Raw genomic sequence first — 22,070 nt, 5'->3', positions numbered from 1 at the left:
TTCACTTCACCCCCAGTCTTTCGTGGGTGGATCGCGGAAGGTTGTTGTCGATGGCGTCTCTTTCCTTCCCTGCCCTGGGTGGCACCGCGCGCAAAGCCGCCGATGCCGCCCTAGGCGTGAATGTCATGGTGAAACGGCGGCTGTTCAATCCGTTGCGCCCCGACCACGCCGCCCGGTCGGCGTTCAACGTGCTGAAATTCGGCCCTTTCGCCGGCGTGGTCATGCACGCCGCGCAGACCAGGCCGCACGCGGCGGCCATCGTGGACGAACGCGGTGAGCTGACCTTCGGCGAACTCAACGAACAATCCAGCGCGCTCGCGCGCGGACTCCAAGCGCGCGGAATCGAGCCGGGCGACGTGATCGCGCTGCTCGCTCGCGATCACCGCGGCATGGTGCTGAGTCTGCTCGCGGCAGGCAAACTCGGGGTGCGCGCGGTACTGATGAACACCGGGTTCGCGAAACCGCAGTTCGCCGACGTCGCCACGCGCGAGAAGGTCAAGGCGGTGCTGCACGACAGCGAATTCCTCGACCTGATGAGCGCGATCCCCGCCGATATCCCCCGAATTCTCACCTGGGTCGACGAGAAGGACGGCGCGGACCCGTCGATTCCGGCCCTGGAATCGGTATCGGAGGGTCACTCGACCTCGCCGCTGCACGCCCCCGACAAGCCGGGCGGGCTCGTCATTCTGACCAGCGGCACTACCGGCACCCCCAAGGGCGCCCCGCGCGACCGGGTGAGCCCGTTCGCCTCCGCGCAGTTCGTCGACCGGGTGCCGCTTCCCAACAACGGGACCATGATCATGGCCGCCCCGATCTTCCACGGCACCGGGCTGTCGCAGTTCACCCTCGGTCTCGCCCTCGGCAATCGCGTGGTCTTCCAGCAGCGCCGCTTCGATCCGGAACTGACGCTGGTGAATATCGAACGGTACAAGGCGGATTCGCTCGTCGTGGTGCCGACGATGCTGCAACGCATTCTCGACCTGGGCCAGGACGTGCTCGCGAAATACGACCCCAGCGGTATCAAGGTGATCTTCGCCGCGGGATCGGCCATCGCACCCGACGTCGTCACCCGGACCCTGGACTACTTCAACGACAGCCTCTACAACCTCTACGGCTCCACCGAATGCGCGGTCATGACCGTCGCGACACCCGAGGATCTGCGCAAGGCGCCGACCACGGCGGGTAAGGCCCCGGTCGGCATCAGGATCGTGCTGCTGGACGAGGACCGCAAGCGGATCACCGAGCCGAACATCACCGGCACCATCTTCGTCGACAACGGTTTCGCCTTCACCGGTTACACCGACGGGCGCACCAAGGAAATGGTCGACGGCATGATGTCCAGCGGCGACGTCGGGCATTTCGACGCCGACGGCCTGCTCTACATCGACGGGCGCGACGACGACATGATCGTCTCCGGCGGCGAGAACGTCTTCCCCCTCGAGGTGGAGAACCTGATCGCGGGCCGCGACGACGTGTTCGAGGCCGCCGTCGTCGGCGTCGACGACCGTGAATTCGGCAAACGCCTGCGCGCCTTCGTCGTCCCGGGACCGGAATCCGCGCGTGATCCACAGGAGATCAAGGAATACGTCAAGGCGAATCTCGCCAGGTACAAGGTGCCACGCGAGGTGATCTTCCTCGACGAACTGCCGCGCAACGCGACCGGCAAACTGCTGCGCAAACCGCTGATCGAGATGGATATCGACGGCTGAACCGCCGCACCGCGTTCGACGAATTCGGGCCCGCCCATTCGGGTCGGCCCGATTCGAATCCGCCTCGGCCACCCACCAGGACGATCGCCGCGGCGGCCCGGTAAGGCCGGGAGCACACCGCATACGGCTCGGCTATCATCAGCGGGTGAGTATCGAGTTCGTCCGGCCTGCCGCGGGGTTCCGCGGCGCCGTCGCGCAGTTGCGCGGTGGCTCGGCCGGGGCGATCTCGGGGGCTCTCTCGCTGGCCGCGCACGGCTGGGCCTCCGACGGCATGGCGCCGGAGAGCGCCACACTCGTACTGCTCGTCGCCGCGTCGGCCGTGATCGGCGCGCTGGTCGCCGGGCTCGCGCCACTGCGCGACACCTCCCACGGACTGGTCGCCGCGCTGATCGGCGGCCAACTGCTCGGCCACCTCACCTTGGGGCTCGATTCCGCGCGGATGCATCACGATGACCTCACGCCGACACCTCGGATGATCGCCGCGCATATCGTCGCCGCGTTCGTGGCCGCCGCGCTCATTCGCGGCGCGGAGGCCGCGTACCGGATCGGGACCACCGTCCTGGCCCGTGTTCTTCCGATTCGTCATCGCGCGCCCGTCATCGCCGAGCCCGCGCCGCTGCGCACCGCGTATCGCGACCGGGTCATCCTGCGGATTCTCGCGGCCGCGACACTGCGCACGCGCGGGCCACCGCTCGCCGTTTCCTTCTGATCTCATCCTCTACCCGGTGCTCGAACCGCACGGTTCGCGCGTCGTCGTGAGCTGCCGCCGCGCTCTGTCGGAGCGCGGGGATCCACGCGCGAAGGCCGCTTTCGTGAACGCATCGCGTCACGTTCGCCGCCCGCGCTCGACAGTCACGCGCGCGCCCATGTGGCGTCGACCCGTCGGCCGACGGCCGTGCCCGGGTTCCGAACCTCAGAATCGAAACGATCGTGAGCACAACAGAATCCATCACTCCCGACGTCGTGGACGCCACGCCGTCACCACAACCGCCACGGCGTAGATCCGACAGCGGCCTCCAGGCACTCGCCATGCGCCTGCACTTCTACGCGGGCGTCTTCGTCGCCCCGTTCATCCTGATCGCGGCCGTCACCGGCGCGCTGTACGCGATCTCACCGACGCTGGAGCGGATCGTCTCGCACGATCTGCTGACGGTCGAAGCAGGCGACGCGCGGCGACCGCTGTCCGAACAGGTCGACGCCGCCGTGGCCACCCGCCCCGAACTGGCACTGGTCGCCGTCGCACCGGCGCAGGAAGCCGACGACACCACCCGGGTGATCTTCGACGATCCCTCGCTCTCCGACGAACGGCGCGCGGTCTTCGTCGACCCGTACACCGCGCGGCCGGTCGGCGAGTCCGTGATCTACGGCAGCTCCGGCGCACTGCCGATGCGTACCTGGATCGACCGCTTGCACCGCGATCTGCACCTCGGTGAGACCGGCCGGCTCTACAGTGAACTCGCCGCGTCCTGGCTGTGGATCATCGGACTCGCCGGGCTGGTGCTGTGGGTGCGCCGGGTCCGCAGCCGTCGTGCCAGGAATTCGGCGGGCTGGCTGCTCGCGGCCGACCGGTCCCGCCCGGGTCGTCTGCGGAACATGAACTGGCACGGCGCCATCGGCATCTGGGTACTTCCGCTGCTGTTGCTGCTCTCGGTGACCGGGATGACCTGGTCCGCCTACGCGGGCGCGAATATCGCCGACCTGCGCACCCAACTCAGTTGGACCACGCCGTCGGTGAGCACCGCCCTGCCCGGTGCCGAGTCACCGGCGCCGGCGCCCACCGGTGATCACCACGGCGGCCACGCGGCCGAGACCAGGCCCGCGGATCCGACGACGCAGATCGCGTCGCTCGATCGCGTCTACGACGCGGCCCGCGAGACGGGTGTCACCCAGGCGGTGGAGATCACCGTTCCGGCCGACGCCGATCAGGCATTCCTGGTGAAGGAACGGCGGATGTCCGGCACGTACACCGTGGACGCGGTCGCCGTCGACGGCGCGTCCGGTTCGGTCACCGCGCAGCTGGACTACGCCGACTGGCCGCTCATGGCCAAAATGACGAACTGGGGAATCCAGTTCCACATGGGTCTGATGTTCGGTCTGCTCAACCAGTTGCTGCTGCTCGCCGCCATGATCGGTCTGATCGTGGTGATCGTGCTCGGCTATCGCATGTGGTGGCAGCGGCGACCGGTCCGCGCGGGCTCGCGGTTCGTTCCCGGCCGGGCACCGCGGCGCGGCGCGCTGCGCAAGAGCTCCTGGCTCGTGGCGGTGCCGTTGCTGGCCGCCGCACTGGTGGTCGGATGGTTCGCGCCGCTGGTCGGACTCAGCCTGCTCGCCTTCCTCGTGATCGACGTGGTCGCCGGATTGTTCCGAAATACGGTCGAAGTGGAGGACGCGCCGGTCACCTGACCCCTCGGCACCGTGTGGACCGCCGGGCACCTGACCTCGGTACTCGGTGTGCTCGCTCGGGTGGACTTCGGCGACGCGGAACATTCGGCAAGCCGGTCGGTAGCGCGGTCGGGCAACCGGCCGAGCCTGGCGGCAGGCGATGCTGGGCGACCTGCATAGCCTTCTACGACAGGCGTTGTCGGGCAACCGGTCTTCACGACAGGCGTAGTCGGGCAACCGGGGCACCCGGGCAGTCCGGCGGCGGGGAACCGAGCCGCAAGCCGGTCGGCAACGTAGTCGGCAGGCGGCTTGGCCTGGTCGGCAGGCGTGTCGGGCCGGTGAACCGGGCAACCCCGCGTCGTGGAACCGAGCCGCAACCGGGTCGGCAACATCGCTTCGGTTCGCCCCGGGTCCGCCTCAGTGCGGTTCGGGCTCTACCTCGAGCGCTGCCGACCCATGCGCCAACGACATCCGACCGACCTCCACTACAGCCCGAGCACCAGCCGATAACGCTGTGCCGCAACGACATACACCGGCGGCACGGCTGTCTCACAGTCGCGCCCGCGATCGGTCGCGCGACTTTCATCAACCTCGTCGATTCGAACGGATTTCTCCATAATGAAGATCACCAAATTCGCCCTGACCACCGCGTTCATGACCACGGCCGTTGCCGTCGCGTCGGGTGCGAGTCACGCGGCGGAGTCGGCACCCGAGAGCATCGGGTTCTCCGCGCACGCCACCGAAGCCCGATCGATCATCTCGATCGACTCCGGATCGCTCGTCGTGCAGGACGGCGCGCTGAAGATCGAATCCGCCGACGGTGTGGTGGTCGCGGGCACACCACTGACCCTGCGCATCGAGGATTTCGAATTCCCCATCGCCGCCGAGATCTCCGGCCGCGAGGCGACACTCACCCCGCAGCTGTCCATGGACCGGGCGGTGTACAAACCCGTCGCCCTGCCCTACGAGGACAAGGCGCCCTGGAAATCCGAGTACGACCGCGAACAGGCGGCGTGGAGCCGGATGACCAGCACCATCGGCATGGGCGCGACCCTCGGCACCCTCGTCGGTGGCCTGGGCGGCGGCGCGCTGGGTTGCGTCCTCGGCGGAATCGCGGGCGCGACGGTCGCCTCGGCCACCATCGTCGGCCTGTTCGGCCCCTTCATCCCCGCCGCGCTCGTCGGATGTGTCGGCGGCATCGTCGCCGTGGGCGCACTGGGCACCCTGCTCGGCCAGATCCTCGTGACCGCCCCCGTCGCCATCGGCGCGGCCATCCAGTACGCCGTCACCACCAACCAGCCTTTCGTGGCCCCGGCCAAGTAGTTCACCCCGAGGACGCGACAGCTCCACTCACTCGGTGAGCGGAGCTGTCGCCGACCGGCCCGCGCAGGAGGCGGCGCTGTCGGTGGATGAGGATTCGATTCGTGCGAAAGACTATTCGGTAGGCGCGTCGCCGTCGATGACCGGTGTGTCCGCGGCGGGCGGCACCACCGGGCGCAAACGAGCCCAGGAGAGGAAGGCGATGCTCACGGCGACCATGCCGATTCCGGCCCAGATGTTGACGTTGATACCGCCGGTCTTGGCTTGTTCGGCGGCGGTGTCGTTGACCAGGCCGGTGATGACGAGGACGACGCCGTAGCAGCCGAGCAGGGTGCCGACAATGGTGCGGATGTCGAAAAGCATGGGCGGCTTCCTTATCCGAAGACGATATTGAGGGCGATGACCATGACCAGGGCGATACCGGCGAGCAGGACCGGACGCTGGTACCAGGGCAGCGTCGCCTCCTCGGGGTCGGTGCGCATTTCCCTCGGGGTCTCGGAGTAGACGAGGCCGACGAGTTCGGCGGCGGGTTTGGGCTGGGTCACCTGGGTCACGGCGACGCTGACGACGATATCGACCACGAAAGCCGCACCGGCGGCGACGAAGCTGGCGCCCTGGCCGGAGAGCTGGAAGACCTCGGTCTCGTGCAGGATGAAAACGAAGATGGCCGAGGCGGTTCCGCAGACCAGGCCCAGCCAACCCGCGGTCGGGGTCATCCGCTTCCAGAACATGCCGAGAATGAATGTCGCGAACAGCGGCGCGTTGAAGAAACTGAACAGGGTTTGCAGGTAGTCCATGATGTTGCTGAAATTGCCCGCGATGAACGCGGTGAATATCGCCCCGACCGTCGCGCCGACGGTGGCGAGACGCCCGATCTTGAGGTAGTAGTCGTCGCCGCGATCCTTGACCGCGTACTGCTGCCACAGGTCGTAGCTGAACACGGTGTTGAACGCCGAGATATTGGCCGCCATACCGGCCATGAACGCGGCGAGCAGACCGGCGAGGCCGACGCCGAGCAGACCGTTGGGCAGCACGTCCTTCATCAGATACAGCAGGGCCTGGTTGTAGGTGGTGTCGCCGGAGTAGTCGGGATCGGCGGTCACCGCCTGTTTGTATTCGATCATCTCCGGTACGAGTACCGCGCTGATCATGCCGGGGATCACGACGATCAGCGGAATGAACATCTTCGGGTACGCGCCGATGATCGGGGTGCGCCTGGCCGCGGAGATGGAATGGGTCGCCAACGCGCGCTGGACTTCCACGAAATTGGTGGTCCAGTAACCGAACGACAGCACGAATCCGAGGCCGAACACGATACCGAGGACCGAGGCGAAGTTGTTGGTGAAACCGCTGAGCGCGTTACCTGGCCAGGATTCCAGTTGTTCCGCGCCGCCGGGCGACGCGGTCACCTTGTCGCGGAAGCCGTCCCAGCCGCCGACCTTGTGCAGGCCGACCAGCGTGAGCGGCAGCAGCGCGGCGACGATGACGAAGAACTGGAGCACCTCGTTGTAGATCGCGGCCGAGAGTCCGCCGAGGGTGATGTAGGACAGCACGATCACCGCGGCCACGATCACCGACACCCACAGCGGCCAGCCGAGCAGCACATTGAGGATGGAGCCGAGTAGATAGAGGTTCACCCCGGCGATCAGCACCTGCGCCACCGCGAAACTCAACGCGTTGACCAGATGCGCGCCGGTGCCGAAACGCCTGCGCATGAATTCCGGCACACTGCGCACCTTGGAGCCGTAGTAGAACGGCATCATCACCACGCCGAGGAACAGCATGGCCGGTACGGCGCCGATCCAGAAGTAGTGGAAGGTCGGGAATCCGTATTCGGCGCCGTTGGCCGACATCCCCATGATCTCGACCGCGCCGAGGTTGGCGGAGATGAACGCCAGACCCGTCACCCAAGCGGGTAGCGATCGCCCGGACAGGAAGAAGTCGATACTCGACGAAACCCGCTGGCGCGCCATGATCCCGATGCCCATCACGAACACGAAATACAGCGCGACCAGCGCGAAGTCGACCGGCTCGGCGTCCAGGCGCAGGGTCGACGCCGCCTCGACGCGCACCTGCGCGAGCGGCAGCGTCGAGGTCAGAACGAGTGAATCGGCAAGCGGCACAGCGTCGTCCCTCCAGGCGGTGAAACCGGGCGTCGAGCTTGGTCGTGCGTGGCGGCGACCAACCATCGCCCACCTCTACTGTGCGTGATTGTGCCCCAACCTCGCGGCACAATCACGCATAAAACCTGGACAGTTGCTCAGTCCGGCTCGTGCGCGACGGGCCACGGCGCGGCGAGGACCGCGCGCGTCGGCGCGAATACCGAGCGTGCGCGACGATCTCGCGTGGATCGGATGCTCCGCCGGGGCCGACCCCCGCGGATCGGCGGGGTCGCGCTGCCGCCGAATCCGGTCGCGGCCACGCGCGCGCCGTGGCGGCGGGCGTCGGACTCCTACCGCACGACCCGGGTTGGCCGCCGACGCGCTCGGCACCGGCCGCAGGGATCCGGCCACCCGACTGCTCGGCCGTGCCGCGAACTCGCTCGACGCGGCGCATCCCCGGGCGATGATCCGCTGGCATCGGGTGAGCCGACCGCGGGCACGTGGCGGACTCGCCCGTGAACGTCGACGGGTCCGACCCGCTGACGCGGAGCTACGCGGTCGCTGAGCGCGCAAGGGGAGTTCGCCGAGGTCCATCACGGCCCTGGTCGACGGCACCCCCTGCCGCACCCGGATCAGCCCGACGGGTCAGTACGTGGATAGGCTCGCCGCGCTCGATTCCCCGCCCTGTCGCAACTTTTCAGCAATTCTTTCCGGATGGCGGCGGATCATTCGATGCCCGGCGCGCCGACACCCGACCTACGCGGCCGAATTCCGTCACCGACGGCGTCGCGCGGTGGAGAAGATCGCCGCCGGATCCCCCGAGCCGCGACACGAACGCCGGGATCGGTTCTCCCGCCCGGCATGCACCGCGAGTTCGATCGCCGCGCGAGAGCACGCACCGCGCACCCTCGTCGGCACCGCTTCGGACAGCCGTCCGAGACACGCCGACCGAACTCGGCATACGCGTGCCGGGCGTGCGCGATCGAAGATCCTGACGCACAGTCGAATTTGAGGCAAATACGGCCTACAAATCGGGTCGGTGGTTTCGGGAGGGCATTATGATTCACAGCACCCCATACGGCGGCCTACTCGGGCTGCAGTGGATCGATCGACTTCGCCCACCGCTGGGCCGACCGCGCGTCGCGAGTTCGAGACATGACGCCGGCGCACCATTGACGATCGAGATCGGCGCCGCTACCGGGGTGGGCCCGACCGCCGTTTCGGCTTTCGACGCGGCGCTGCGCGAACTGGGAGTGGGTGATGCCAACTTGATTCGCCTTTCTTCGGTGATCCCGCCGCGCGCCGTTCTGGAGCGCGGCGAACGGGTGCGCAAGCAGATTCCCTGGGGTGATCGGCTCTACTGCGTCTACGCGAAGGGCTGTGCGACCGATCCGGGCGATACGGCCGCGGCGGGCGTCGGCTGGGTCCTGCGCGACGACGATTCCGGCGCAGGACTTTTCGTCGAGCACGACGGCGAGGACGCGGAGCACGTCGAACACCTCATCCGATCCAGCCTGACCGATATGACCCGGAATCGTCCCGCGGGGTTCGGCCCCGTGCATTCGATGGTGGCCGCGACCGAATGCGAGGGCGACCCGACCTGCGCCCTCGTGCTCGCCGCGTTCCACACCACCCCGTGGGGGCGGTGCCCGTGACCGAGACATCGCGTGCGCGGACGACATCCGCCGTGAGCGGCGAACCCGAGGTCAGCGTGACCGTCGAGACCTCGATCCCCGATGCCGGGATCGAGGTCTTCCATCGGCTCTACGAGGAGGCCTTCGGTCCGTTGCGCACGAAGGCGATCGCCCGACAGGTTCTGCATCGTGCGGAATTCCGCGAGGAGATGATCGATCCGCGCGTCCTGAAATACGTCGCGCGGACCTCGGACGGCGAACCGATCGGCGTGACCACACTGACCAGGCATCTGGAAACGGTGCCGTGGATAAGCCCGCACTACTTCGCCGCGCGATATCCCGAGCACGCGGCCCGCAACGCCATCTACTATGCGGGATTCACCCTTGTTGCCCCAAGTGCGCGACAGGGGGCGGCGTTCCATGCCATGATCAAATCAGTTGTCCAGGTTTTGGTGGCCGAACGCGCTGCGGTCGGTTGGGACATCTGCTCGTACAACAACACTCAGCTCTCGTTCGCCGACAGTATCCGCGCGGTGCTCGATGAGCAGGCGAATGTCGAAGTCGCGGTGGAGGATTCACAGACGTACTACACCGCACAGTTCACCGAGGACGGAGCGACCAAGGGGGGCTGATGGCAGTCAGCGAAGAGCAGTCGACGCGACGGTGGTCCTGCACCGGAAATATCTGGTGCGTACTGCTTCTCACCGGGTGGGCGGTACTGATCTCCCTACCGCTGCTCATCCACTCCCACTCGCTCGCCCTCGGGGTCATGCTCACGGTGGTCAGCGGCGCGCTCGTCATGATCGGCACCGGGCTGCGCAGGCACCGGCCCGCCCAACCGCTGCCCTGGTATCTGCTCTCGGCCTCGGCGGTGTCGTTCGCCACCGGCACCGTGCTCCGCGATTTCACCCCGGCGCACACCTGTCCGTGGGACGACATCTTCACTGTCGCAGGATATTTGGCGCTCGGACTGGCCGCGACGCTGTGGCTGCGCCCGCGCCGTGTCGGGCGCGACTACGACCTGCTCCTCGATTCGGGGCTCATCGGGCTCGGCGCGCTGCTCGCCTCGTGGACCTTCCTCATCTCCCCGATACTCCAGACCGGGGCCACCACACCGAGGACGGTGCTCGCCGCGACCTACCCGGTGCTCGACGCCCTCCTGCTGACCCTGCTCGCGCATTCGGTGGCGACCTCGGCGCGTTCGGAGACCTCGCTGCGACTGGTGCATCTCGGACTGATCGCGGTACTGCTCGGCGATCTCGGCTACAGCCTGGAGAGCGCGGGCACCACCACGATCGAGCACGAACTGCTGCTGACCCCGCTGCTCGTCGCCTACGCGACCGTCGGCATCGCCGCGCTGCATCCGACGATGACGGCGCTGGGCACACCCCGGCGCATCCACCCGCACCGATCCCGCCAGCGCGCGAGTTTCATCGCGGTGGCCCTGATCGTCGCGTCCCTGGTGCCGGTGGTCGGCTCGACTCTGGACACCGTCGACCGCGTGGTGGTCTCGTCGCTGTTCGCGCTGTTGCTGATCGGAGTACTCGTGCGCAGCGAACGCGCGATCCAGCGCTCGGGTCGCAGTGAGCGGCGGGCGCAGTACCAGGCCGATCACGACATGCTCACCGGCCTGCTGAACCGCTCGGCCCTGCTGCGCGCGCCCAACCGCGACAGCGACCACTGGACCGGAAAACCGCTGACGCTGCTCTTCATCGATCTCGACGGCTTCAAGATGGTCAACGACAGCTACGGCCACGCCGTCGGCGACGAACTCATCGCCAACGCCGCCGCCCGCATCCGGCGGATGGTGCGCCGCGACGACGCGGTCGCCCGCTACGGCGGCGACGAATTCGTCGTCCTCGCGCCGCTGGGCAGGCAGGAGGCGGCGACGCTGGCCGAACGACTACTGAACGCGTTCGTGCGCCCGTTCGAACTGAGCGCGGGCGAGGTGCCCATCACGGCCAGCGTCGGCATCGCCTGCGTCGGTCCACGCGACTGCGAGGCCAGCATCTACGACCTGATCCGCGATGCCGATTCGGCCATGTACAACGCCAAGGAGTACGCGCTCGGCTACGCGTTCCACGACGAGTTGCGCCACGGTCCGCTGAGCGGAACCCGTCCTCCGGCGCCGAGCGCGCCCGAATGCCCCGCGTCACGGTTGGGCCGCCGTCGCGAGACCGCCGTCTGAGCGGGATCGGGCGCGCTCACCTCATTCGGGGCCGGGCAGCCCGAGTACCGCGTGCACGAACTCGATGATCCGCGGCGCGTGCGCGGGCAGCGCCGGGGCGCCTTCCTCGACGATCACCCGCCTGGCGCGCTCGACGATCGCGTCGGGAATCCAGGCGATCAACGCCTCCGACCGCCGCGGTAACCCCGGGTTCTCGCGTCCGGCCTGTTCGTAGAACTCGCGATACATCTCCCCCGAGAGATCGACCGCGTAGTCGCGGATCATCACGGCCGCCCGGTCGACGCACAGCGATTCCACGATCATCACCCGCGCGAAACCGGGCTCGGCGGCGACCACCTCGCAGAAGGTGGTGACCATCGTCGCGATTCTCGCCCGCGCGTTCGCCTCGCCGAGCGCCGCCAGTTCATCCACGACCCGGCGCGCCAGCATGGCCTGCGCCACCCGCAGCGCTTCGAGGAAGCACTGCTGTTTGGTGTCGAAATGCTCGTAGAACGTGCTGCGCGACACCCGCGCGCGGCCGACGATATCGGCCAGCGTCGTCGCCGCGTAACCCTTGTCCTCGACCGAGGCCACGATCGCCTCGAGCAGCCTGCCCCGCGACGAGCCGAGGACGGCATCGCGCGTCAACCTGTGTCTTTCGGCGAAATCGTTCCAGCGCACCAGGACACGTCCCTCGGCGGGCACCGCCGAATCTTCGACCACTACGCAGAGCCTCCCACTATTCGGACAGCTCCTCGAGCAGTTTGCGTGCCTCCTCGAGTTCGGCCTGCAACTGGGCGACCTTGGCCTGCTGCACACCGCGAGCGGCTTCGAGTATGCCCGCGACCACCTCGGCCACCTCCGGATGCAGCACCTTGGCCGCCTGCGCGACGGCCGCGCTGGTGACCGGCAGGCCGCGGATCGTGCGCTTCTTGCCGTTGACGACGTCGACCGCCCATTCGCCGTCGGGGGTTCCCGTGAGTGTCACGGTGACCTCCGGCGCGGTCCGCTTGCGCGCGGCGGGCGCCTTGGCCGGTTTGGGCGCCGCCGTCCCGGCCGTCCCCGCCGTTCCCGCTGGGCCCGCCGGTTTCGCCGCGGCGGCCTTGGCGGCCGAATCGGCGCTGTCGGCCGCGGCGTTCGCGGTGACGACGCTCGGCGGGGTGGACGGTGTCGCAACGCTCGTCACGGTCGACGGCTGGGTCACGGGTGGATCCTTCCTGGTAGTCGTCTTCGGCGCGGCGGCGCTCTTCTGAGCGGGGGGCGCCGGGCGCGGCGGCTTGGTCAATGTCACTTCGGTCGGAGAGAAGGACAGTACATCCTTGGACCCGGTGGGCCGGACCTGCAGGAAATCACCGTCGGTCGGGTCGCCGAGCGCGACCACCTTCCCGGACCTGCCCTCCGCGACGCCGACGGCGGCGGCGGTGAACCACACCATCGGCGGGCGGCCACCCGCGATCTCGGTAGCTATCTGCTCGATCTCTGTGTCCGACAATGGTTTGGGTCTGCTTCTTGGCGACGGCATGGTGCACTCCGAGCGGTCTTCGTGGATGGCTGCGTGCACAGATGATGCCGCACCGCACCGACAGATTCACACCGCGTCACCGAATCGGGGCGCCCTCGCCCGGTTCCGAGATTTCAGCGAACAACCAGCAACGCACGGACCGTCGTCATCGCGGCGCCCGCAGCGCGGGGTACCAGATCTCGGCGAGAACCTCCGCCGCCCGCTCCGCCGAGACGTCGATGGTGCGCTGCATCGCCCACCGGGTGAAGAAGCGTTCCAACTGGGCGACAAGCAGTTCCACGCGCAGCACCGCCTCGTCGCGCCGATCCCGCGGCCAGCGCGACAGATACGACGGCATGGCGTTGGGGAGCGCGAGTATGCCCTGCCTGGCGACCTCGCGGAACTCCGGCTCCAGCGCGGTGGCCTCGTCCCACGCCGACAGCAGGTCCCGATACTCGTCGAACCACTCGATCGCGCGGGCCACCCAGCCGACGAACTCGGCGCGCGAACCGGTGTCGAGCACGCGATCCAGATCCTCGTAGAACCGCACCGCGGTGGGCTCGGTGCCCGCCGCCTCGGCGACCGCGCGCAGCACCGCCGATTTGGAGGCGAAATGCAGGTAGAACGTCGCGCGGCTGCACCCGACGGCGGCGGCGATATCGTCCACCCGCACCGAGGCGTAACCCCGGTCGCCGAACAACCGCCTCGCGCCGTCGACCAGCGCGGCCCGCGTGCGGCGCTTCTGCTCGTCGCGCAGACTCCGCGCGGCGACGTTCGCCTCGGGTGGCACGCGGGACGACTCGGTCGACATTCGGGCCACCTCCTCGAAAACTGTTCTCACGCGCGACTTCCCGCGAACGGACCCGGCGGTCCACCGTGGCGGACGCACCCTTGCTGGACATCATGTCATTCACTGGACACCCAGTCCAGCCAGTGTTAATTTGTTGTCCACGTCACACAGGAGTCCAACGATGCGAGCACTGCAACTGACCGGGCCGGAAACCCTCGAACTGCGCGAGGTCCCCGTCCCCGAGATCGGGCCGACCGACCTGCTGCTGAAGGTCGCGGCGGCAGGCATCTGCCACTCCGACCTGCACGTGCTGCACATACCGTTCAAGATGCGCGACGATCCGCTCACCATGGGACACGAGATCTCCGGCACCATCGAGGCGCTGGGATCGGAGGTGGACGGTCGCGTCACCGGCGAACGCGGCGTCGTCTACCTCTGCTGGTCCTGCGGGGTGTGCCGGGAATGCGTGAGCGGCAACGAGAACGTCTGTCTCGCGGCGGGCCGTACCGCCATGCCGCCCTGTCCCGGCCTCGGTCCCGACGGCGGCATGGCGGAATACGTGCGTATCCCCGCGAGTTCGTTCGTGCCCATCGGTGACCTGGACTTCCTGGAGGCGGCACCGCTCGCCGACGCCGCGCTGTCGAGCTATCACGCCATCGAGGGCACGCGGTCGCGGCTGCGACCGGGATCGACCTCGGTGGTCATCGGGGTCGGCGGACTCGGTCACGTGGCGGTGCAGATCCTCGCCGCCACCACAGCGACCCGGATCATCGCGGTCGACGTCAGCGAGGAGAAGTTGGCGCTCGCCGCGCGCTGCGGCGCGGACACCGGACTGATCGGCGACGCCGACACCGCGCGCGTCATCCTCGACCGCACCGACGGTCGCGGCGCGGACGCCGTCTTCGATTTCGTCGGCATCGACAGCACGGCCCGCCTCGCGGTCGAATCGGTGGCTCCCAACGGGGCCTACCGGATGATCGGACTCGGCGGCGGCGCGCCGGAGATCACGGCGGCGCCCTCGGGCGGCCCGGGCTGGCCATGGGGCGCCTCGGTGCGAAAGTCGTACGGCGGCAACAGATCCGATCTGATCAACTCGGTGGAATTGGCCAAATCGGGTAAATTGCGCGTCGAAGTGGAACGTTTCGATCTCGCCGATGGGCGCGAGGCATTGGATCGCCTCGACCGCGGTCTGATCCAGGGCCGCGCGGTACTGGTGCCCTGAACGACAACCGTTCCATCCCGTCGGATCCGGCACCGAGGACACCACATATGACGCAATCCGTCGACCCTCGCGCACGCGCCGCGGAAGTGGCGGGACGGCTGACCGGGCCGGGCGGCCCGTTCGAGATGGCCGTCGAAGACGTGCTCGGCACGCCGATTCCGGTGGTCCGCCATCGCGCCCGCGCACTGAGCGAGATCCTCGCGGGCTCGGTCGCGCTCGGCGAACGCGAGTACCTGGTCACCGCGGACCGGCGGATCACCTACGCCGAGCACGCCGCGGCGGTCGGCGCGCTGGCTCGCGCGCTGCGGGACCGCTACGGCATCGGCAAAGGCGATCGGGTCGGCATTCTGGCGGCGAACACGCCGGAGTGGGTGATGACGTTCTGGGCGGCGCAATGTCTGGGAGCGATCGCCGTCGGCTACAACGCCTGGTGGGTGCCGAGGGAAATCGCCTTCGGCATCGGACACACCACGCCGTCGGTGCTGATCGCCGATGCCGAACGGGCGGCGCGACTGGCCGAACTCGACCTCGACGTCCCGGTGCTGACGATGGAAACCGACCTGCCCGCCCTGATCGCGGAATTCGGCGGCGGTGAACTCCCCCGGGCCCCCGTCGACGAGGACGATCCGGCGATCATCCTCTACACCAGCGGGACCAGCGGTCGACCGAAGGGCGCGGTGCACACACAGCGAAACCTGCTGGCCGTCATCGACTATCACCGATTCAACGACGCGCTCGCCGCCGCCTTCCGTGGCGAGGACGACGACGGCGCGCCCAAGGGCAGGCGATTCCTGTTGACCTCCCCGCTGTTCCACATCGCGAGCCTGCACAACCTGGTGATTCCGCGCATGGTCACCGGCGACACCGCGATCATCCACCAGGGCGGTTTCGACGCCGACCGCGTCCTCTCGCTCATCGAGCGCGAGCGGGTCACCAACTGGGGCGCGATGCCGACGATGGCCTCGCGCCTGCTCGCGGCCGACCTGTCGCGCTACGACCTGTCCTCCCTCGCCGCGTTCTCCCTCAATTCCGCGCCGTCCTCCCACACGCTGCAAGAGCAACTGCGACAACGCCTTCCGGTCACCCGCACGGTGCTGGCGACCAGTTACGGCATGACCGAATGCAGTACCGCGGCCACACTGGCCGCACCGGCCGAACTCGCCGCGTTCCCCGACACCGTCGGCAGGCCGGTCATCGGGGTCGCGCTGGAGATCCGCGACGAGGCGGGCGAACCGGTCGGCGACGGGGCCGAAGGCGAGATCTGGGTGCGCGGCCCGTACGTCATGCTCGGCTACTGGCGGGACGAGGCCGCCACCGCCGCGGCCATCACCCCGGACCGCTGGCTGCGCACCGGTGATATCGGTGTCCTGGAACAGGGCAGATTGCGACTGTCGGGCAGACGTTCGGATCTCATCCTGCGCGGCGGCGAGAACATCTACCCCACCGAGGTCGAGCAGTGCCTCGAAGAACATCCCGCCGTCCGCGAATGCGCCGTGGTCGGTATCCCGGACGCCGATCTCGGTCAGCGGGTGGCCGCGCTCGTCGTCGTCGTCGACGACGCGACGGCGGTCAGCTCCGAGGATCTCACCGAGTTCACCCGCGCGCGGCTGGCGTACTACAAGGTGCCCGTCCGATGGCGGATCACCACCACCGCGTTGACCCGCAATGCCACCGGCAAGGTGATGCGCGCCGGGATCGTCGACGCGCTGGCCACCGACGCGCCGACCGGATAGCCCGCCGCGCCGACAACCCCGCCTTCCCGACTCGACCGATACGATTGCCCAGGTCATCGCTTCGGCGGTGCTCAGCTGATCTTGGTGTTTGACCACGAGGTTCCCGGGAATCCGACCCATAAGCCACCGAGAAAGGGTTGTCACCATGTTGCTGCGCCGGCTTGCCCGACCACTGCTCGCGACCGCGTTCATCGCCGACGGTGTCGATACGCTGATTCATCCACAGCCTCGCGCCAAGGCGGCCGCCGCGCTGGTCCAGCAGGGTGAACGATCTCTGCCGAACAATGTCGCCGCCAAACTGCCCGCCGATCCCGGCACGATCGTCCGGGTCAACGCGATCGCGCAGGTCTCGGCCGGAACGCTGCTGGCGCTCGGCCGCGCACCGCGTCTGGCCTCGCTGGTGCTGGCCGCCACCGTCATCCCCGCGACGGTCACCGAACAGGATTTCTGGGCCGAATCGGATCCGGACCGCAAGATCGCCAAGCGCAATGCCTTCCTCAAGGACATCAGCCTGCTCGGCGGCCTGATGATCGCCAGCGCCGACACCGCGGGCAAGCCGTCGCTGGGCTGGCGTGGTCGGCGCGCGGCGCAGGGCGCGGCAGCGGCGGTCTCGGCCGCCCTGCCGATCGGTTCGTCGGATTCCTCCACCGCGTCCGCACTGCGCGGACAGGCCCACGACGCGGCGCTGCGTGCCCGTGAACTGGGCGGGGTCGCCGCGAGCAAGGGCGCCGAACTGGCCGGATCGGCGCAGACGCACGGCGCGGAGTTGGTCGATCTCGCCAAGGAAAAGGCCCCCGAGGTGGCGACCAAGGTTCGCAAATCGCGCTTCACCAAGGCCGCCAAGGAGCACGGCGCCGAGATCGCGGAAGTCGCCAGAGTTCGTGGCGCGGTACTCGCCGAGGCAGCGCGGGAGCGCGGGTCGGACGCCGCCGAGATCGCCCGTCATCGCGGGGCCGACGCCGCCGAGGTCGCCCGCGAGCGCGGTGCCGAACTGGCAGGCGTCGCTCGGGAACGCGGAAGCGATTTCGCCGAGGTGGCCCGCGAACGTGGCACCGATTTCGCCGAGGTCGCCCGTGGACGTGGGGCCGAACTGGCCGGTGCGGCACGGGTCCGCGCGGCCGAACTGGCCGAGGTCGCGCGCGAGCGCGGCGCGGAACTGGCGGAGGTTGCCCGCGACCGCGGCGCGGAGCTGGCGGAGACGGCACGCGAGCGCGGCACCGAGTTCACCGAGACCGCCAAGCATCGCGCACCAGAGATCGCGGCGACCGCGCGTGAGCGCCGGGCACTGCTGGCCGAAGCGGCGCGCGAGCGCGGCGAGGCGTGGCGACGCTGATCGTCTCGTCCGCGCGCGGCGAGTACTGACGGACCGGGTCGGCGGGTATGTGTCGGAAGTGGATTCCGACACATACCGGTCGGCCCGTTCGCTTCCGGATGGACGCGCCCTAACTGGTTTCCGAACCAGCGGACTCCCCGCTACCCTCGCGGATTTCCATAGCGGCTCGACACCACGGGACCGCGAATACGGGGTCTTGCGACAATTCGACGCTGTCTTCCGGTACAACAGACACGTAGCGCCGGAGTCCGACCCGTGATCGAATCGCCGCGCGACCCGCTCAGGCGGGCCGTGTGAGATATTCAGCGACATCGCAGCGAAGGAACCTGTGTGCGACGGTGGACCCGCGAAGGTCTGCCTCTTGCCTGTATGTCCAGGGCCCCGAGTTGTCAGATTGTGAGTACCGCAGTGGATCTCGATCTCGTCCGATACCGCGCCACCGACGATGTGCTGGCGTGCCAGATCTCCGGTAAACAGTTGCGCCGATTGGTGCGGACCACCGTCGGACTGTCGGACGAGTCGATCGAGTTGCTCACCCAGCTCAGCGAACGGCTGCGAACGGCCGAGGGCGCGCTGCCGGACCCCGCCATGATCTAGTGTGCCGCACGGCCTTTCGTCGTCGGGCGGATGTTCTCGCGGATCGCGGCGATATCGCGGTAGCCGTTGACCGCCATCAGCAGGTCGGCCTCGGCCAGGATCATGCGCAGCAGGTGCACCAGGCCGGGCACCCCACCGAGTGCCAGCCCGTAGACATAGGGGCGGCCGAGACCGACCATGGTCGCGCCGAGACCGATGGCCTTGATCACATCCGAACCCGACCGCACCCCCGAGTCGAAGAGCACCGGCACCCGGTCGTCGACCGCGGCGACGATGTCCGGCAGCGTCTCCAGGGCGCTGAGTCCGCCGTTGGCCTGTCGTCCACCGTGATTGGAGCAGTAGATGCCGTCGACGCCGTGGTCGAGCGCGCGGCGGGCATCCTCGGGATGGGAGATCCCCTTGAGCATGATCGGCAGATCGGTCAGCGAACGAAGCCATTCCAGGTCGTCCCAGGTCAGGGCGTTGCCGAAGGTGCCGATCCAGTGCAGCACGATCATCTTGGGGTCATCGGTGCCCGCCATCTGCCGAAAGACCGGATCGCTGGTGTAGTTCTTCAGCACATGTCCGCGCAGCTGCGGGAAGTTGCCGGTCGACAGGTCGCGCGGACGCCATCCCGGAATCCAGGTGTCGAGCGTGACCGCGATACCCCGATAACCCGCGCGTTCGGCCCGGCTCACCAGGCTCGCGGCGAGATCGCGGTTCTTGGGCGTGTAGAGCTGGAAGAAGCCCGGCGTACTCCCGGCGTGCGGGATGACGTCCTCGAGCGGATCCTCCATCAGCGTGGAGAAGATCGCGGGGACGCCGGTGGCCGCGGAGGCCTGCGCGACCGCGATATCACCGTGTTTGTCGCCGGTGACCAATCCGATGACGCCGACCGGTGCCATGAACACCGGACTCGCGAAGGTCTGGCCCCACGCGGTCACCGACAGATCGCGCTCGGTCGCGCCGACGAGCATGCGCGGTATCAGCCCCCAGTCCTCGAATGCCTCGGCATTGCGCCGCTGGGTCAGTTCGTCGCCCGCGCCGCCCGCGATATAGGAATGCAACGAGGTGGGCAGCGCCGCCGCGGCCTTGGCCTCCAGCGTGGCGTAGTCCATCGGGAACTCGGGCAGGTTGCCGCCGAGCGCGGCGAAGTAGATCTCGTTCTGGTAGTCGGCGAACGCCATCGTCCGGCCCTTTCGTCGGCGGCAGGTCACGGGGGCGCCCGGGCGCTCCCCTCCGGATCCTAGACAGCGCGGCGCGGACGCGGACCCGGAACCCGATGCCGCTACACGTCGGTGTCGAGGAACAGAACGATCCGCCGGATAGCGACGTCGTGCCGATCGAAGTCGATGATCGCCACGCCACGCGCGTCGCCGAGATCGACCGAGACGGTGACCGCGCGTCCGGCCGCGATCACCTTGTCCCAGCGCATATTTCGCGCGCGACCGACGAAATCGGCCACCGAGACCGGCGTGCCGGTCCGCAGTTCGAGTTCGGCGTGTCCGCCGAGCAGATCGCCCACCCCGGTGATGTCGCCGGCAGCGGCGGCGGTGAACAGCGCGTCGACGCGGCGCTTACCCGCGCGTCCGATGCTGGACAGCGCCCGCATCATGCCGATGGCGCCGCCGACACCCTGGTTGCGGACCAACTGCGGGCCCAGCCGCACAGCCGCACCGATACCGCGCGGGCCGGTGCGCAGCAGTTGCCCGATCATCGGGGCCAGTTCCCAATGCGCCGCCAGCCGGGCGATCTTCCACGTCGCGCCGACCTCGGCCAGGTCGTAGCGCAGGTGCATCGGCACGGTGACCGTCGCCCCGGTCGACATGGTGATGGAGATCGACAGATCGCGCACCACCGTCGGACCCGCGACGAGATCGCGCCGCACGTCGAAGGCGATGGTGTTGGGCCCGATGAAGGTGTCGTAGAAGCGCCCGATCGCGACCTTGCCGACGTGCGGACGGGAGCCGACCGGATCGTTGACCGCGGCGTCCTCGCCGAACAGATCGACCCACGCAGCCTTGTCGTGCGCCGCGACGGCACGCGGTGACGCGAGTACGGCGGCGAGCAGATCGTCCGCGGTCGAATCCAGCGGCATGACGGGTTCCTCCATGGTCACGGTCGAACGACGGGTACGCCTATGTTAGAACATGTTCTAATTTTGGCGCAGGCCGTCGGCCGCGCACCCGCTCGACAAAGGACCTCGATGGATTGGTACACCGGCGATTCCGCCTATGACACCGTACTCGCTGTCGCCTTCGCATTCGCCGCGTTCGTGCTGGTAGGAGGCCTGTTCACGCAGAGTCCCTACGGGCGGTTCGCGACGGCGAAACTCGGATTCAACCTTCCGCCGAAACTCGGCTGGTGGCTGATGGAGATTCCGGCGACGGTGGTGTTCGCGGTGTTCTACCTCGGCGGCCCGCAGCGATTCGAGCCCGTTCCGCTGGTACTCGCGGCGATCTGGCTGCTGCACTACGGAAACCGCGGCTGGTTCTTCCCGCTGTCCATCCGGCAGGTGCCCGGTAAACGCGGCAGCTTCAATATCTCGGTCCTGGCGATGGGCATGTTCGTGACCGCCGTGCACGGCTACCTGAACGGGGCGTTCTTCAGTCACGACTACCGGAATCAGTACGACACCGACTGGTTCACCGATCCGCGCTTCCTCGTCGGCGTGGTGATCTACCTGTGCGGGTTCACCCTGCTCGTCCGCTCGGAGTCCATCGTGCGCAACCTGCGCGACAAGGCCGATCCGAGTTCCGCGCAGTCGACGGAATACCGGATTCCGTACGGCTTCGGGTTCCGGTACGTCACCAGCCCCGCCTATCTCGGCGAACTGATCGCGTGGGCGGGTTTCGCACTGCTCAGCTGGTCACTGGCCGGAGTGGTGATCTTGCTGATCACCGCGGGCAATCTGGTGCCGCGCGCGTTCGCGACCCACCGGTGGTACCGCGAACGGTTCGCCGACTACCCGGCCGAGCGAAAAGCCTTAATTCCCTATGTGATCTGAGCAAGCACGCTACGGCTCGGACGACGCGCCCCACACGGCGCGCGCACCGGATTCGCCGACCCGGAAGACCTGAACGGTGGCCGCGACCCCGGCGACGATCACGAGTAGAGCCAGGCCCGCGACGAAGACCCGCGCGAGTGGCTTGCCGCGCCGTTCGCGCAGGTGGACGACGAGCAGCGCCACCGTCAGCACAACGAGCGGAACGACGAACCACGTCATCGTCGAGCCGAGATCGGCGTGGGTTCGCAATGTCTCGGAGGGGCCGAAGTTCCGGGCGAACGTCTCGCCCGCGTCCACCGTGATCGGGGTCAGCACCATCGTGACCGCGGCGAGCACGGTGGCCAGCCAGATCAGCGCACGCCGCGCCGACGGCCATACGGCGGCGAGCACCGCCAGCGACGCGGTCAGCGGAACGAGTACCACCACGGCGTGGACCAACAGGACGTGGGCGGGTAGACCGTTGATCGTCTGCACGGCTCCTCCTCGGCATCGACCGCGTCGGCGGTCCACCGACAGTGTCGTCCCCGATCATATTTTCCGCGCGGCGAGCACGCAGCCGAAGTCATCGACCGGCGTGCGAGGGAGGTAGGTGGG

Annotated in this window: 22 protein-coding genes; 13 read left to right on the top strand and 9 right to left on the bottom strand. The window is 68.3% G+C overall.

Annotation, left to right across the window (positions count from 1 at the left end; translation table 11 throughout):
• The first annotated feature begins 50 nt into the window (after positions 1 to 50).
• The 3 genes from JZ792_RS11325 to JZ792_RS11315 all read left to right on the top strand — a co-directional run bounded on the left by JZ792_RS11325 (position 51) and on the right by JZ792_RS11315 (position 4,112).
• Positions 51 to 1,709 (top strand): acyl-CoA synthetase, encoded by a 1,659-nt coding sequence (locus JZ792_RS11325; RefSeq protein WP_216909691.1) that lies wholly within the window; start codon positions 51 to 53, stop codon positions 1,707 to 1,709.
• Between the two features lie 145 nt (positions 1,710 to 1,854).
• Positions 1,855 to 2,418, top strand: coding sequence for a hypothetical protein (locus JZ792_RS11320; RefSeq protein ID WP_216909689.1), 564 nt, complete (start codon positions 1,855 to 1,857; stop codon positions 2,416 to 2,418).
• A 221-nt stretch (positions 2,419 to 2,639) separates the two neighbouring features.
• Positions 2,640 to 4,112 carry a PepSY-associated TM helix domain-containing protein gene (locus JZ792_RS11315; RefSeq protein ID WP_216909687.1) on the top strand — a complete coding sequence of 491 codons (1,473 nt, stop codon included), beginning with the start codon at positions 2,640 to 2,642 and terminating at the stop codon, positions 4,110 to 4,112.
• Positions 4,113 to 4,576: 464 nt separating this feature from the next.
• On the opposite strand, the gene JZ792_RS11310 is transcribed toward JZ792_RS11315, so the two are convergent.
• Positions 4,577 to 4,720 (bottom strand): hypothetical protein, encoded by a 144-nt coding sequence (locus tag JZ792_RS11310; RefSeq protein WP_216909685.1) that lies wholly within the window; start codon positions 4,718 to 4,720, stop codon positions 4,577 to 4,579.
• Between JZ792_RS11310 and JZ792_RS11305 the strand changes: the two genes are divergently transcribed.
• On the top strand, positions 4,710 to 5,414 hold the full coding sequence (locus tag JZ792_RS11305; protein WP_216909683.1) for a DUF8020 domain-containing protein: 705 nt from the start codon (positions 4,710 to 4,712) through the stop codon (positions 5,412 to 5,414). The genes JZ792_RS11310 and JZ792_RS11305 overlap by 11 nt on opposite strands.
• Positions 5,415 to 5,525: 111 nt before the next feature.
• Here the strand turns inward: JZ792_RS11305 and JZ792_RS11300 are convergent, their stop codons facing one another.
• Positions 5,526 to 5,774, bottom strand: a complete 249-nt coding sequence (locus JZ792_RS11300; RefSeq protein WP_216909681.1) for a hypothetical protein — start codon at positions 5,772 to 5,774, stop codon at positions 5,526 to 5,528.
• Positions 5,775 to 5,785: 11 nt separating this feature from the next.
• Positions 5,786 to 7,483: a sodium:solute symporter family protein gene (locus JZ792_RS11295; RefSeq protein ID WP_308165256.1), complete on the bottom strand. Its 1,698-nt coding sequence runs from the start codon at positions 7,481 to 7,483 to the stop codon at positions 5,786 to 5,788.
• Between the two features lie 397 nt (positions 7,484 to 7,880).
• Here JZ792_RS11295 and JZ792_RS11290 point away from each other — a divergent pair, with 397 nt between their 5' ends.
• The 4 genes from JZ792_RS11290 to JZ792_RS11275 all read left to right on the top strand — a co-directional run bounded on the left by JZ792_RS11290 (position 7,881) and on the right by JZ792_RS11275 (position 11,335).
• The gene (locus JZ792_RS11290; protein ID WP_216909862.1) at positions 7,881 to 8,078 is read left to right on the top strand and encodes a hypothetical protein; all 198 of its coding nucleotides are present in this window, start codon (positions 7,881 to 7,883) and stop codon (positions 8,076 to 8,078) included.
• A 607-nt stretch (positions 8,079 to 8,685) separates the two neighbouring features.
• On the top strand, positions 8,686 to 9,168 hold the full coding sequence (locus JZ792_RS11285; RefSeq protein ID WP_216909677.1) for a pyruvoyl-dependent arginine decarboxylase: 483 nt from the start codon (positions 8,686 to 8,688) through the stop codon (positions 9,166 to 9,168).
• Positions 9,169 to 9,200: 32 nt separating this feature from the next.
• A complete protein-coding gene (locus JZ792_RS11280; protein ID WP_216909675.1) occupies positions 9,201 to 9,779 on the top strand; it encodes a hypothetical protein in 579 nt (192 codons plus the stop codon).
• Positions 9,779 to 11,335: a GGDEF domain-containing protein gene (locus JZ792_RS11275; RefSeq protein WP_216909673.1), complete on the top strand. Its 1,557-nt coding sequence runs from the start codon at positions 9,779 to 9,781 to the stop codon at positions 11,333 to 11,335. The genes JZ792_RS11280 and JZ792_RS11275 overlap by 1 nt, the downstream gene beginning before the upstream one ends.
• 21 nt (positions 11,336 to 11,356) lie before the next feature.
• Here JZ792_RS11275 and JZ792_RS11270 read toward each other — a convergent pair whose 3' ends face one another.
• The 3 genes from JZ792_RS11270 to JZ792_RS11260 all read right to left on the bottom strand — a co-directional run bounded on the left by JZ792_RS11270 (position 11,357) and on the right by JZ792_RS11260 (position 13,626).
• Complete coding sequence (locus JZ792_RS11270) at positions 11,357 to 12,037, bottom strand: TetR/AcrR family transcriptional regulator (protein WP_308165251.1); 681 nt, start codon at positions 12,035 to 12,037, stop codon at positions 11,357 to 11,359.
• A 16-nt stretch (positions 12,038 to 12,053) separates the two neighbouring features.
• Positions 12,054 to 12,806, bottom strand: coding sequence for a DUF6319 family protein (locus JZ792_RS11265; RefSeq protein WP_254189647.1), 753 nt, complete (start codon positions 12,804 to 12,806; stop codon positions 12,054 to 12,056).
• A 175-nt stretch (positions 12,807 to 12,981) separates the two neighbouring features.
• On the bottom strand, positions 12,982 to 13,626 hold the full coding sequence (locus JZ792_RS11260; protein WP_216909670.1) for a TetR/AcrR family transcriptional regulator: 645 nt from the start codon (positions 13,624 to 13,626) through the stop codon (positions 12,982 to 12,984).
• A gap of 160 nt (positions 13,627 to 13,786) precedes the next feature.
• Between JZ792_RS11260 and JZ792_RS11255 the strand changes: the two genes are divergently transcribed.
• The 4 genes from JZ792_RS11255 to JZ792_RS11240 all read left to right on the top strand — a co-directional run bounded on the left by JZ792_RS11255 (position 13,787) and on the right by JZ792_RS11240 (position 18,490).
• Positions 13,787 to 14,827 (top strand): NAD(P)-dependent alcohol dehydrogenase, encoded by a 1,041-nt coding sequence (locus JZ792_RS11255; RefSeq protein ID WP_216909668.1) that lies wholly within the window; start codon positions 13,787 to 13,789, stop codon positions 14,825 to 14,827.
• Between the two features lie 47 nt (positions 14,828 to 14,874).
• Entirely contained in the window at positions 14,875 to 16,560 is a 1,686-nt protein-coding gene (casG, locus tag JZ792_RS11250) for a steroid-24-oyl-CoA synthetase (RefSeq protein ID WP_216909666.1), read from the top strand.
• 145 nt (positions 16,561 to 16,705) lie between these two features.
• Positions 16,706 to 17,893 (top strand): DoxX family membrane protein, encoded by a 1,188-nt coding sequence (locus JZ792_RS11245; protein WP_216909664.1) that lies wholly within the window; start codon positions 16,706 to 16,708, stop codon positions 17,891 to 17,893.
• Positions 17,894 to 18,289: 396 nt separating this feature from the next.
• Entirely contained in the window at positions 18,290 to 18,490 is a 201-nt protein-coding gene (locus JZ792_RS11240; protein ID WP_157978785.1) for a hypothetical protein, read from the top strand.
• Here JZ792_RS11240 and JZ792_RS11235 read toward each other — a convergent pair.
• A complete protein-coding gene (locus JZ792_RS11235) occupies positions 18,487 to 19,656 on the bottom strand; it encodes an alpha-hydroxy-acid oxidizing protein (RefSeq protein ID WP_216909662.1) in 1,170 nt (389 codons plus the stop codon). The two genes, JZ792_RS11240 and JZ792_RS11235, sit on opposite strands and share 4 nt — an antisense overlap.
• A 101-nt stretch (positions 19,657 to 19,757) precedes the next feature.
• Positions 19,758 to 20,567: a nuclear transport factor 2 family protein gene (locus tag JZ792_RS11230; RefSeq protein WP_216909660.1), complete on the bottom strand. Its 810-nt coding sequence runs from the start codon at positions 20,565 to 20,567 to the stop codon at positions 19,758 to 19,760.
• Between the two features lie 108 nt (positions 20,568 to 20,675).
• Between JZ792_RS11230 and JZ792_RS11225 the strand changes: the two genes are divergently transcribed.
• A complete protein-coding gene (locus JZ792_RS11225) occupies positions 20,676 to 21,476 on the top strand; it encodes a phosphatidylethanolamine N-methyltransferase family domain-containing protein (protein ID WP_216909658.1) in 801 nt (266 codons plus the stop codon).
• A gap of 9 nt (positions 21,477 to 21,485) precedes the next feature.
• On the opposite strand, the gene JZ792_RS11220 is transcribed toward JZ792_RS11225, so the two are convergent.
• The gene (locus tag JZ792_RS11220; protein ID WP_216909656.1) at positions 21,486 to 21,950 is read right to left on the bottom strand and encodes a DUF2231 domain-containing protein; all 465 of its coding nucleotides are present in this window, start codon (positions 21,948 to 21,950) and stop codon (positions 21,486 to 21,488) included.
• Positions 21,951 to 22,070 lie beyond the last annotated feature (120 nt).

The organism is Nocardia noduli (assembly GCF_019038455.1).
GTDB classification, from domain to species: domain Bacteria; phylum Actinomycetota; class Actinomycetes; order Mycobacteriales; family Mycobacteriaceae; genus Nocardia; species Nocardia noduli.
Note: the sequence above shows the minus strand (reverse complement) of the source record. Positions and strands in the feature narration are given on the sequence as shown.